Source organism: Paenibacillus dauci (assembly GCF_000971985.1).
Lineage (GTDB): Bacteria > Bacillota > Bacilli > Paenibacillales > Paenibacillaceae > Saccharibacillus > Saccharibacillus dauci.
The window spans coordinates 655,962-668,508 of the sequence record NZ_LAQQ01000002.1 but is presented as its reverse complement, the minus strand read 5'-3'; the positions used below and the strand labels follow the sequence as shown (position 1 = coordinate 668,508).

10 protein-coding genes and 1 riboswitch are annotated in these 12,547 nt (G+C 49.4%); of the genes, 1 reads left to right on the top strand and 9 read right to left on the bottom strand.

The genetic code is table 11. The features are described 5' to 3' along the window. Positions 1-31: 31 nt before the first annotated feature. From WH46_RS17285 to prfA, 6 genes are all read right to left on the bottom strand, one after another. On the bottom strand, positions 32-619 hold the full coding sequence (locus tag WH46_RS17285; protein WP_046227658.1) for a TIGR01440 family protein: 588 nt from the start codon (positions 617-619) through the stop codon (positions 32-34). Positions 620-873: 254 nt separating this feature from the next. After that, positions 874-957: riboswitch (ZMP/ZTP riboswitch) on the bottom strand. Positions 958-1,024: 67 nt separating this feature from the next. Then, positions 1,025-1,618 (bottom strand): low molecular weight protein arginine phosphatase, encoded by a 594-nt coding sequence (locus WH46_RS17280; RefSeq protein WP_017810983.1) that lies wholly within the window; start codon positions 1,616-1,618, stop codon positions 1,025-1,027. Positions 1,619-1,728: 110 nt separating this feature from the next. Next, positions 1,729-2,835: an L-threonylcarbamoyladenylate synthase gene (locus tag WH46_RS17275; protein ID WP_046227657.1), complete on the bottom strand. Its 1,107-nt coding sequence runs from the start codon at positions 2,833-2,835 to the stop codon at positions 1,729-1,731. A gap of 225 nt (positions 2,836-3,060) precedes the next feature. After that, entirely contained in the window at positions 3,061-4,239 is a 1,179-nt protein-coding gene (locus WH46_RS17270) for an FtsW/RodA/SpoVE family cell cycle protein (RefSeq protein ID WP_046227656.1), read from the bottom strand. A gap of 34 nt (positions 4,240-4,273) precedes the next feature. After that, positions 4,274-5,170: a peptide chain release factor N(5)-glutamine methyltransferase gene (gene prmC / locus WH46_RS17265; RefSeq protein WP_407944417.1), complete on the bottom strand. Its 897-nt coding sequence runs from the start codon at positions 5,168-5,170 to the stop codon at positions 4,274-4,276. Positions 5,171-5,174: 4 nt separating this feature from the next. Then, positions 5,175-6,242, bottom strand: a complete 1,068-nt coding sequence (gene prfA / locus WH46_RS17260; RefSeq protein ID WP_017810987.1) for a peptide chain release factor 1 — start codon at positions 6,240-6,242, stop codon at positions 5,175-5,177. A gap of 457 nt (positions 6,243-6,699) precedes the next feature. On the opposite strand from prfA, the gene WH46_RS17255 reads away from it, so the two are divergent. Continuing rightward, a complete protein-coding gene (locus WH46_RS17255; RefSeq protein ID WP_046227785.1) occupies positions 6,700-7,686 on the top strand; it encodes an aldo/keto reductase in 987 nt (328 codons plus the stop codon). 347 nt (positions 7,687-8,033) lie between these two features. Here the strand turns inward: WH46_RS17255 and ychF are convergent, their stop codons facing one another. The 3 genes from ychF to fni form a co-directional block, all read right to left on the bottom strand. Then, on the bottom strand, positions 8,034-9,134 hold the full coding sequence (gene ychF, locus WH46_RS17250) for a redox-regulated ATPase YchF (RefSeq protein ID WP_017810990.1): 1,101 nt from the start codon (positions 9,132-9,134) through the stop codon (positions 8,034-8,036). A gap of 91 nt (positions 9,135-9,225) precedes the next feature. Next, positions 9,226-10,965 carry a methyl-accepting chemotaxis protein gene (locus tag WH46_RS17245; RefSeq protein ID WP_082208442.1) on the bottom strand — a complete coding sequence of 580 codons (1,740 nt, stop codon included), beginning with the start codon at positions 10,963-10,965 and terminating at the stop codon, positions 9,226-9,228. A gap of 221 nt (positions 10,966-11,186) precedes the next feature. Next, complete coding sequence (fni, locus tag WH46_RS17240) at positions 11,187-12,236, bottom strand: type 2 isopentenyl-diphosphate Delta-isomerase (RefSeq protein WP_046227654.1); 1,050 nt, start codon at positions 12,234-12,236, stop codon at positions 11,187-11,189. Positions 12,237-12,547: the final 311 nt, after the last annotated feature.

The window sequence follows — 12,547 nt, the reverse complement described above, 5'->3', positions numbered from 1 at the left end:
GTAAACACTATTGTTGTTAATCTTCTGTTAATCAGTCGCATGTCCCGCCATCTGCCTGTGGAAGAGGAGCATATACAGCACGTTCTCCACCGATCAGTTTGGGACGACTGCGGGCTGCATTGACGCGGGCTTCACCGATATAACGGATTGCCGGGCGGTAAGGAACCGCTACACGCCGCATATGCATGCCAATCAGCGTCTCGCCAATATCTATTCCTGCATGGGCTTCTACTGTCTCGGCCAGGCACGGGTCTGTCATCGTCTGATACACATAAGCCGCCATCGAGCCGCCGGCTCTTGGAATAGGTACAGCCGCCACCTCTGTCCAGTTGTATCGTTCCAGCGTGGAACGCTCAACCACCAGTGCACGATTCAGATGCTCACAGCACTGAAAAGCCAATTGAAATCCCATTTCCGCCTGTACTTCCCTTATACCTTCCACCAGTGCTTCTGCGATATCCAGTGTTCCGGATGTACCGATATGCTGTCCGGCAATCTCGCTTGTGCTTGCGCCAATTACCAGCAGATGGTGAGGTCCCAGATTTGCTGCTTCCGCTACTTCACGGGTAATCGCTGCAGCATCCTGGCGAATAGATGCTATCTTTTCCTGATCAGCCATTAGTGTTCTCCTGCCTCCTTTGTGCCATTATCACAATGTTCGTCAGCACCGACATGATTCAGCTGCACTTTGCATCATTATTATAGCGCAGGCAGGAGAGCTGCGGCGACATTCCTTACAAAATAGGCACAACCGGACAATTGTATGCTCCTTGCTATAGGCTGTCCAGCCGTTCCTTTATGTATGAATATCACGGTCAGACTCCTTAAGACCAAAAAAAGAGCATGATACACATGCGTATGCATGCTGTATCTGCTCTTTGCCCAGGCGACCGGCCGTATATCCCAGTGCTCCATCGTGGTCAGGTTCCACTCTTGTCGCCAGTTACACCGGGTCTGTCTTGTGCTTACATCATAAGACATGTTTTTTATAAAATCAACACGTTCCTGCGATAAAATTAAATTATCAGGATTCCCGTGGTCGATAAGCTTCCAGCTTGTCCAGCAGCTTGTCGAGTGCAGCACGGATATCAGCTGCCGCCACTTCGTAATCATCTCTGCTGCCACCAAATGGATCTACAATATCAAATCCGGGAATACGCTGCTGAATCTCGATCAGACGCTCGTACTCGGCAGAATCCACTTCTTCTCCCAGCGCACGGCGTATTTCCAGTGAAGCATGAAGACTATCCAGCTCTTCCAGATCAGACAGTACACGAGTATCATTTTCCACATATTCTTTGAGTGTATATACTTTGCCTGCCGCCATTGGAAAACGACTCAGCACATGTTTTTTATGACTGCCGGTCAGCGTCAGTACAAGATCTGCCCATGCGATCGTATCACGGGTCAGAGAAGATGAAGTCAGACGATCATGAATTTGGTGATCTTTCAGTACAGCTTCGGCATGATGGGATACGGACATGCCATCCACCGCCGCTACGCCTGCCGAACGTACCTCAACCGGTATTCCGCGCTGCTGTGCCAGCTTTCGCATAAATGCCTCTGCCATGGGACTGCGGCAGGTATTGCCTGTACATACAAATAAAATACGATGCATACCATGCACCTCCGTTCAATGGATTCAGATCATTGTAATGCTTAACCTTTATTATAGCAAAAGACATTCCATCATTCACCTGAACCGGCAGGTTATGCTGTAAAAACCAATCAGATATATAGGATCCGGCCGCCGGCTGCTTTGGACAGACGATTCATCACTGCCATGCCCACACCTTTCTCATTACAGCCTGTAGCCAGAATAAAGGTGATTCCGTGAGCATCCAGTGTACGCAAACAGGCATAGAGCCGATTGGCCGCCACCTCTGGTGTAGACCGGCTGCCCAGCGATAAGTGAAGCGCCGATCCATAATCAGCATGGTCTTCATCGAACAGCAAAACACCTGTCCGTTCCCCTCGCTGCTCTGCCTGATACAGCTGCTCATTGATATAATGACGCACAGCTGCAGAATCTTCCCCATGTACGATAGTCATACTGCCGCGCGGGGCATAATGCGCATACTTCATACCCGGCGCGCGTGGCGTTGCATCGGCCGATACACCGGACAGACCCGGATCGATCATGACAGCTGGTGCTACCGTAAGCAGCTGATCTTCCGTAATACCGCCCGGTCTCAGAATCATAACTGTTCCATCCTCCTGCACCTGAATAACAGTAGATTCTACCCCTACTCCGGCGCTGCCTCCATCGACGATTCCCTGAATACGGGAAGACAGATCTTCTGCTACATGTTCTGCAGTCGTGGGGCTGGGACGGCCCGAACGGTTGGCACTTGGAGCAGCCAGCGGGCAGCCTGCCGCTGTAATCAGACGCAGTGCCACTGGATGATCAGGCATCCGTACTCCTACCGTATCCAGTCCGGCTGTGACATAGGGAGATACCGCTCCCGGCTTCACCGGCATCACAAGGGTTAACGGTCCCGGCCAGAAATGCTCCATCAACCTGCGCTCCACCGGTTTGATATCAGTAACCAGATGCTCCAGCTGTTCCAGCTGCGAAATATGCACGATGAGCGGATTGTCGGAAGGTCTTCCTTTGGCAGCGAATACAGCTTCTACTGCTGCCGAATTCCCTGCATCTGCACCCAATCCATATACCGTTTCTGTAGGAAAAGCAACAATTCCGCCTTGTCTCAGAATCTCGCCAGCCTCTGCAATATAATGTTCAGCCTTCTCTATCTGCTGCGCATCCCAGATTTGCACCGGCTGATCTGCAGAAGATGGAGAATGCCCTTTTTCCGTCCAATCGTTCATCATGTAATGCCTCCCTGTCTTCTATACCATTCCATATCTATCCTGTATATTTTCCCGATTCATGCAGAAAAGGAGACCCGATGACAAACTCCCGGTTCTCCTCCTATGACCTGACGTCATCTGCGATGAAGTGCTGACATTCTGGTGAGCATTCCTAAATTCGGGGCATCTGCATGTCCCGAACCTATTCATATGCTGCACTGTCTGTGAGTACTCTATGTACTCCATTTAATTCAGTGTATAACGACTTCCTGCTTCCATTGAAACCTCTTCCGTATCCAGCTGATTATGAATACGAATACTCATGACCAGGCCCATACAGGCCATATTCATAACCAGTGAAGTACCGCCAAAGCTGATAAACGGCAGCGTAATCCCGGTCAGTGGCATCAGACCGATAAACATGCCGATATTTTCAAATATCTGATAGAGCAGCATCGCCACTATACCAATAATAAGATAAGGCCCGGCTCGTTCCCGGCATTCCAGAGACACCAGCACCAACCGATGAATCAGGGTAAAGTACAGCAAAAGCAGTACAGCTGCCCCGACAAATCCGAACTCTTCGGCTACTACCACAAAGATGGAATCCGAATACGTCAAAGGTACACGTTCTGCCTGCACCGAGCTGCCTTTCATAAAGCCTTCGCCACTGAGTCCTCCCGATGCGATCGCGAGCTTGGCATTACGGGTATGGTAAATCGCCTTGGGCGTAGCTTCATCCGGCATCAGCCATGGATCGATCCGCTCCATCCAGTGGTCACGCTTGATATCATTCAGATACGTCTTGATCTGATCATGGTAAGCTACATAGCTGCGAATACCGACCACAACCATCGCAACAGCAATCGTTGTAAAAATAATCGCCTGTGTATATTTGATATTACCGATCCATAATAGAGCTACCATAATAATCAAATAACTCAGCGCATTCCCCAGATCATTCTGCACCATAACAAGGGCAAAAGGAACAAAGGTCACGGCAAGCAGTGGTGTTATGTCCCGCCAGAATAACAGTTTGATCTTTTTCTTGGCTGCGAGCATCGTCGAAAGAGAAATAATCAGCACCAGCTTGAATAACTCGGCTGGCTGCAAACTCAATCCACCTATACTCAGCCATCCCTGTGCATTATTCAGCGTCTGTCCAATAATCATAACGAGCAGCAGCAGGGCAATACCACCAATGTAAATATACTTGGCATACTTGATCCACAAGCGATAATCCACAAATGCCGCTACAAAAAAGACCATAAATCCAGCCAGATAGTAAAAAGCCATTTTGGAAGTGGAGCCTCCAAAACGTGAGCTGCTATGAGTTGCGCTGTAAATGACCACCAGACTTATCGCCATCATGATCAGTAAAATCGTAAACAATGTCCAATCGATCCGCTTCAGCTTTGTGATCATGCCTGTCTCCTTTTCGCATTCAACCTGTACTGCTTCAGATTAGGATTCCAATTACATGACGTTCAATACCGGCAAGGTCCTTGATAATATGAATTTGTCCGTAGCCTGCTGCGCGAACCATCTCCGCAACATCCGGAGCCTGTCCCTGTCCAAGCTCAAAAGCAATCAGCTCCGGCATACTGGCGAGCAGATTCAGCTGGTCAATCATGATCCGGTAAGGACCGAGACCATCGGGTCCGCCTGCCAGTGCAGTCAGCGGCTCATGCTCTCGTACCTCCGGCTGCAGCCCGGCGATATCTTCATCCGGAATATAGGGAGGATTGGAGACCAGAATATCTACACGACTGCCGGCAAAGGGCTCCAGCAGATTGCCCTGCTGCCAGCCAATTTCTATCCCCTGCTGTCTGCTGTTATGCTGGGCCACCTGCAGGGCATCCGGCGAAATATCACTGGCTACTACCTGCCACTGCGGACAAAGACGGGCAATCGTCAGCGCGATCGCTCCGCTGCCTGTACCGATATCCACGCAGATTCGCGGAAGTCCATCCTCACGTGCAGGAAGGCTCTGACCATACTTCACTACGGCTTCCACCAGCAGCTCTGTTTCCGGTCTTGGTATCAATACCGAAGGATTCACGTGGAACAATTCTCCGTAAAATTCCTGTTCCCCGATAATATACTGCGCCGGCTCTCCCTGGGCTTTGCGATTAACCACACTCTCCCAGGCTTCGCGCTTGTCTGCCGGAAACGGATCGGGCAGCGCCATATAATAAGCAGCTCCCGACAGATCCAGCACCCATTCCAGCAGCAGCTTGGTATTGGATTCCGGCTCCATCACCTGCTGCTGTCTTAAAAAAGAAGAAGCCTCAACATAGGCTTCTCTTATACTTTGCTGCGACTGCATTACGAACAGCTGTTGATCCTGTGTCAATCGATTACGCCTCTTTGGCCATCAGATCAGCTTGTTCAGCCAGTGTCAGCGCAGATACGATTTCTTCAATCTCGCCGTTCATGACCTGATCCAGCTTGTGAAGTGTCAATCCGATCCGGTGGTCGGTTACACGACTTTGTGGAAAATTATACGTACGGATACGTTCACTGCGATCTCCCGTACCTACTTTGCTTTTACGTTCGCCGGCGTATTTGGCTTCTTCTTCCTGACGCATCATATCGGAGATACGGGCGCGCAGAACCTGAAGTGCCTTTTCCTTGTTGGAGTTCTGGGATTTGCCATCCTGACAGGTCGCTACGATACCGGTCGGCATGTGGGTAACCCGTACAGCCGATTTGGTCGTATTAACGGACTGACCGCCCGCGCCGCTGGAACAGAATGTATCTACACGAATATCACGGTCATGGATCGCAATATCCAGTTCTTCCGCTTCAGGCATAACGGCTACCGTCGAGGTAGAGGTATGAATACGGCCGCCTGATTCCGTCGAAGGGATACGCTGTACACGGTGTGCACCGCTCTCAAATTTGAGTTTGCTGTAGGCACCGCGTCCATTGATCAGGAAAGTCACTTCCTTGAAACCGCCCAGATCGCTGACGTTGGTATCGAGTACTTCTACGCGCCAGCCCTGTGTATCTGCAAAGCGGGTATACATTCGGTACAGATCCGCTGCGAACAAAGCCGCCTCGTCTCCACCTGCCGCACCACGAATCTCCACAATAACGTTTTTGTCGTCATTTGGATCTTTGGGCATCAACAGAATATGAATCTGCTCTTCCAGTTCGTCCTTGCGGGCAGACAATTCATCAATCTCCATCTTCACCATCTCGCGCATCTCGTCGTCGAGCTTCTCGCTTTGCAGCTGCTTGGCTGCATCCAGCTCTTCCGTTACCCGGCGATATTCGGTATATGCTTCAAATGTCGGCTGCAGATCCGACTGTTCCTTGGAATAATCACGCAGACGCTTGGAATCACTTGCCACGTCCGGATCACACAACAACTCGCTCAATTTCTCATAGCGGTCCGCTAATGCCTGTAAACGATCTAACACGGAAAACCACCTCTTCATATATTCAATAGTTATTTATAACATTCAAAAAAACATGCTGTACGGCGTTCACTGGATCTATTGAAACAGTCATTACAGCAGTGCTTCAGATCAAAATGACATGACTATAAAAGGAATACCCTGCTTCCAACCGCATCACAGATGTACGGGATACAGCTGTTAGTATGCGTCAAATACAGGGTTACGACTCTTGATTATAGCATAGAAATATCCACTTTCCTATCTTTAATATCCCGTTTTATCCATTTTTTTAAATACAAATTCCAGTACATATATGTCTGAATTTGGCTATTGCTGCGCAGAGTATCTATAATGAACATATCGGCATAAACACCTCTGATGCAGCTTGTCATGAAATACAATGATTACGGCCGATTGAACAAAAAAAGATTAATCGTAATACCCAATCATCTGAATCTCAAGGAGGCAAATCATGACCATGACTCAACGACACATTGGCAAGCAGGGACTTGTTGTATCTGCACTCGGTCTGGGCTGTATGGGAATGTCCGAATTTTATTCAGGAAGGGACGAGCAGGAATCACTGCGCACCCTGGAAGTGGCTTTTGAGAATGGTATTACTTTTTATGATACGGCTGATATGTACGGGAATGGGCATAATGAAGAGTTTATCGGCCCTTTTATCCGTCAGCATCGCCAGGATGTGATTATCGCCACGAAGTTCGGTAATGTGCGCGGCGAAGACGGCTCTTATCTGGGAATTAGCGGACGCCCTGAATATGTACGCGAAGCATGCGAGAAAAGTCTGAAGCGGCTGGGTGTCGATACGATTGATTTGTATTATCAGCACCGGGTCGATCCCGATGTGCCGATCGAGGAAACGGTTGGTGCGATGGCTGAACTGGTACGCGAGGGCAAAGTGCGCTATCTGGGACTCTCCGAAGCATCGGCTGCCACGATTCGCCGGGCGCATGATGTATTCCCGATCTCGGCTCTGCAGACTGAATATTCTCTATGGAGCAGGGATGTAGAGGATGAGATATTACCGCTGTGCCGTGAGCTTGGTATCGGATTTGTACCTTACAGTCCACTGGGCCGCGGGTTCCTGACCGGTCAGATAAAGTCTTTTGACGATCTGGAAGAAGGTGACTATCGCCGTTATTCGCCACGCTTCCAGGGCGAGAATTTCCAGAAAAACCTCGATCTGGTCGCCCGGATTCGCGAGATTGCTGCAGAGAAAAACTGCCCGCCTTCCCAGCTGGCACTGGCCTGGCTACTAGCCCAAGGAGAAGATATCGCTCCTATCCCAGGTACCAAAAAGACCAAATACCTGTTGGAAAATGTAGGCGCGCTGGATATTTCCTTTACCCAGGAAGAACTGCAGCGGATTGATGCTATCGCACCCAAAGGTGCAGCTGTTGGTGAGCGCTACCCGGAAGCAGGAATGGTGAACGTTAATCGTTAAGTATAATCTTGGATACTGCTTGGTCTGATCGCTAAAGCAGTAATCAATAATCCGCGAACGGTCTGTCAAATGGCAGATCGTTCTTTTTTTGCTGACAGATACACGGTTATGCCGATTGCCTGCTGTTAATCAGTTAAAAGTGGCTTTCTGATTACAAATCTGGTTACGAATGACGGTACGATTGATTCTATATACTCTTTTCTTACCTGTTTTATTTTATCTATATTGTTATGAAAAAGAATGCAAAAAAGCCTTATTCCGATCCGCAGACCGTATACGATGTGTATACGATCGAGCTGATGGAATAAGGCTTGTGTACAGGCAAGATCCTGTGGATCTTCGTTATTTTATACGTTGAAACGGAAGTGCATTACGTCGCCATCCTGCACGACATACTCTTTACCTTCCAGGCGCAGCTGACCGCGCTCTTTGGCGCCGTTCATAGAACCGGCATTCACCAGATCCTCGTAGCTAACCACTTCGGCACGAATAAATCCGCGTTCAAAGTCGGTATGAATCACACCGGCTGCTCCAGGAGCTTTGGTGCCTTTGCGGATTGTCCAGGCGCGTACTTCCTGTACGCCGGCTGTAAAGTACGTATACAGACCAAGCAGACGATACGCTGCTTTGATCAGACGGTTCAGGCCGGATTCGGACAGACCCAGTTCTTCGAGGAACATCGCTTTGTCTTCTTCTTCCATTTCGGAAATATCCGCTTCGATCTTGGCACTGATTGGCACGACAACCGCATTTTCGGCTTCGGCGAATTCTTTGACTTTCAGCACGTACGGGTTGGTATCGGCTTCGGTTACGCCGTCTTCACTCACATTCGCTGCATACAGTACAGGCTTCATGGTCAGCAGATGCAGATCGCGAACGATCAGACGCTCTTCATCACTCAGCTCTACACTGCGGACAGGCATATCGTTATACAGGGCTTCTTTGATGCGTTCCAGTACTTCGACTTCCTGGGCGTATTGTTTGTTGCCGCCCTTCATGTTCTTTTTGGAACGGTCAATACGCTTCTCGACACTGTCCAGATCGGCCAGTACCAGCTCCAGATTAATGGTCTGGATATCGCTGATCGGATCGATTTTGCCATCTACGTGGGTGATGTTCTCATCTTCAAAACAACGTACCACGTGTACGATTGCATCGACTTCACGGATATGGGCGAGGAATTTGTTACCCAGTCCTTCGCCTTTGCTCGCGCCGCGTACGAGACCGGCGATATCAACAAATTCAAATGCAGTAGGGACGGTTTTTTTCGGTTCAACCAGTTCGGTCAGTTTGTCCAGACGCTCATCCGGTACTTCGACGATACCGACGTTAGGATCAATGGTACAGAACGGATAGTTGGCGGATTCGGCACCCGCCTGGGTGATTGCATTAAAAAGTGTGGATTTCCCGACGTTAGGAAGCCCAACAATACCAGCTTTCAAAGCCATTTATATGACAACTCCTATTAGTTGAATTGGTAAGCGTTCGATCTGAATTTCCACACTATTATATATGAGAACCCAAGGCGTGGCAAACGAACTATACGATAAATTTATCCGATTGCCCTTTGAGTTCGTGAGCAAGGGTCTTCAGGCTGCCGGATATCTCGGACAGTTCCGAAACGGACTTTTGCTGTTCCAGGGCGCTGGCAGCCACTTCCTCGGTCATGGCAGAGGTCTCTTCGGTTGCGGAAGCAATATAGCCCAGATGCTCTTCCACCTCATGGCGGATGTGCTGCATACTGTCGGTTTTTTGCGACAGATCCAGCGCCAGCTGATGCACCTCACCGGATACCTGACTCACCTGTTCAAAGGATTCCATACATTCTTCAATCTGCACTTCCTGGCGATTCGCCGATTCCATATTGGCTTCAAACTGTACGTTGATCCGGCCGATCTGCTCGACAAACTGACGCAGCATGTTATCGATCTCTCCGATCGACTGCTCGGACTGCTGTGCCAGATTACGCATCTCGCTGGCTACAACCGAGAATCCTTTGCCTGCTTCACCGGCGCGGGAAGCTTCTATTGAGGCGTTAAGAGCCAGAATCTGTGTCTGCTTAACGATACTCTGCACCTGTCCACTGATGCTGGAAGCTTCGCGCGACTGTTCTGCCAATATTTCAGACTGCTGCTGGATCTGACGTACACGCTCTACGTTTTCTTTTCCCTGTTCCAGCAATTGTTCATGTTCATGTCTGACTTTGCTGCTTACGCTGGACAGCTGTTCGGCTGTCGTACTGAACTGGCTGACATAGCTGCCAATCTCATCGATAATACGACCCAGCTGGGTCGACTGCTGTACCGATTGTTCAGTCTGCTCCGACTGCTGCGTAGAACCAAGCGCAATCTCCTGAATAGCCCGTGATAATTCCTCCGTCTGACGCAGCGTGCCTTGGGCTACTTCGGCAATATACTGCGAGGAATCCTGCAGCGTACCGGAACCCGACTGAATACTGGTAATCATCTCGGTAATATGCTGGATCATGGCATTGTTCAGATCACTGATCTCGCCCAGCTGGTCACCGGTAATACGTTGTGAGCCTACCGTCAGATCTCCTGCAGTCACTTTCTCCATACTATGCTTGATCTCGCCTACCTGATTCAGCGTACGACGGATAAACAGCATGGCGCACAGAGCTGCAAGAAGTACCACTCCGGCAAAAATCGGAATAACCAGTTTGTAAGCCTGGGTTAGCGTTTGTTCATACACCGTATTAACTGTTTTGGCAGAGATATCGATACCCAGATAGCCTACGATCTGACCGCTCTTGTCCTTGATTGGTGTAAAAGTAGAGAATAAATCTCCCCATTCCGGATCGGATACTACATCAGTCGTTACACTCTGACCTGCAGTCAGCCTGGTGCTCGCATCTGTGTTAAAACTCATGTCATCATTGTAGGCACTGTAGCCTTCGTCGTCCCAACTCGCTCCATCCACCGTATAAAACCATTTATTATCGGCATAATTGAACAGATAAACATAGAGCGCGCCGGACTGCAGACGCAGATTATTGATCTGGGTCCTTAAGTCTTTGTATTCCTGGCTTTGTTCGGGTTCACTGTACGTATATAATTTACGGATATCCTCCGTATTCAGCTGTGCTGCTGTATGAGTCGCCAGCGTCTCATTGCTGTGCTGAAGTGTAGATAGCGCGGACTCCTGTATCAGACGCTGCGTTGTCCACATGGTCAGCGATCCAATAATAAATAGTGGCAGCAGAATAATAAGATATAATTTGGGACGCAAACCCAGTCTGATTTGCTGAAGCTTCTTCAATTTCTCTTTCCTCCCTGCATTTATGAACATGATATAATAGTACGAATTACCTATTTAATATCGTCCGCAGAGTGCGACTTTTGTAGAGTGTTTCAGAAACTTTCTTAATTTCAAAATATTATTCATAACAGACTTCGTCTAACTACAGACTGCATACCAACCAATAGCGCATAGCAAAAAGCCCGGATAGGATTCCGGGCTTACACGGTTATAGGAAGATGCTATTCGCGTCGATACAGACGATCTGTCTGCTGCAATTCATCTATACTGGCAGCCCCTACGCCAAACATGGCAGCCGATAATTCGAATTCTACACGCTGTAATACCAGATCCAGTGCTTCGACCGATTCTACTGCTGCGCCCAGCAGAGAGCGGCCAAATCCTGCCAGATCCGCACCCAGCGCAATCGCTTTGGCAGCATCGACGCCATGACTAAGTCCTCCGCTACCGATCAGCGGAATCTTCGGCAGCTCTGCACGTACATCGCGTATACATTCAGCCGTTGGTGTACCCCATCCGGCAAAAGCTTCCGCTGCATCGCGGCGTACCGGATCACTGCTGCGGAATTTCTCCACCTGGCTCCATGACGTTCCGCCTGCACCTGCCACATCGATAAAGGCTGCGCCAGCATCCGTCAGACGGCGTGCCGTACTGCCATCAATGCCCCAGCCAACTTCCTTGATACCAACCGGAACTTCCAGCTGCCGGGCTACCTGTTCGATCCGGGATAACAGTCCCGCAAAGTTCACATTACCCTCCGGCTGAAAAACCTCCTGCAGACTGTTCAGATGCAGTACCAGCGCACTCGCTTCTGCCAGTTCCACAGCACGTCTGCATTGCTCGATACCGAATCCGTAATTCAACTGCACAGCTCCCAGATTGGCAATTACCGGTATCGTCGGAGCTTCCTGACGTACGTTGAATGTACTGGCCAGCTCATCCTGTTCGATGGCTGCACGTACCGAGCCGAGTCCCATCGCCCAGCCGCGACTCTCTGCAGCCTGGGCCAGACGCCGGTTAATCTGTCCGGTCGCCTCACTACCGCCTGTCATAGAGCTAATCAACAGCGGCGCAGACATCGGAATATTCAAAAATGATGTACCAAGATCGATACTGCCAAAATCGATCTCCGGCAGTGCCTGATGCCGAAACCGATACTGCTCCATTCCCGAAGTAATTCCTGCTCCAGCAACATCTTCCTCCAGACAGAGCCGCACATGTGCACTTTTTCGATCCGAAATATTTCCTGCTATAGGGTTCTCCTGATTCATGAGCCCCTCCTCCCTGAAACCGGCCCTGCCACAACCCTATACTTACAGACTGTCTGCATATTGCCGGTCACTTCCTTGTATTCATTTGGCTTATCCTGTAAGCCCTTCACTTAAATATACCAGCAATCCAAAGTAATCCAAACAAGATTGTTTATACCCGATGAGTAATATATCGGGTACGACCGATGAGTAGTATATCGGGTACAACCGATGAACAGTATATCGAACGTGACCGATGTACAATATAAAAGATACCTCGCACAAGCAACATAGAAACTAGGTAGAAAATCAATATCTCTACTCCCACCTGT

Coding starts and splice junctions, on each gene's coding strand:
- WH46_RS17285 (WP_046227658.1), bottom strand. CDS start 619: ATGGCTGATCAGGAAAAGATAGCATCTATTCGCCAGGATGCTGCAGCG.
- WH46_RS17280 (WP_017810983.1), bottom strand. CDS start 1,618: ATGCATCGTATTTTATTTGTATGTACAGGCAATACCTGCCGCAGTCCC.
- WH46_RS17275 (WP_046227657.1), bottom strand. CDS start 2,835: ATGATGAACGATTGGACGGAAAAAGGGCATTCTCCATCTTCTGCAGAT.
- WH46_RS17270 (WP_046227656.1), bottom strand. CDS start 4,239: ATGATCACAAAGCTGAAGCGGATCGATTGGACATTGTTTACGATTTTA.
- WH46_RS17255 (WP_046227785.1), top strand. CDS start 6,700: ATGACTCAACGACACATTGGCAAGCAGGGACTTGTTGTATCTGCACTC.
- ychF (WP_017810990.1), bottom strand. CDS start 9,134: ATGGCTTTGAAAGCTGGTATTGTTGGGCTTCCTAACGTCGGGAAATCC.
- fni (WP_046227654.1), bottom strand. CDS start 12,236: ATGAATCAGGAGAACCCTATAGCAGGAAATATTTCGGATCGAAAAAGT.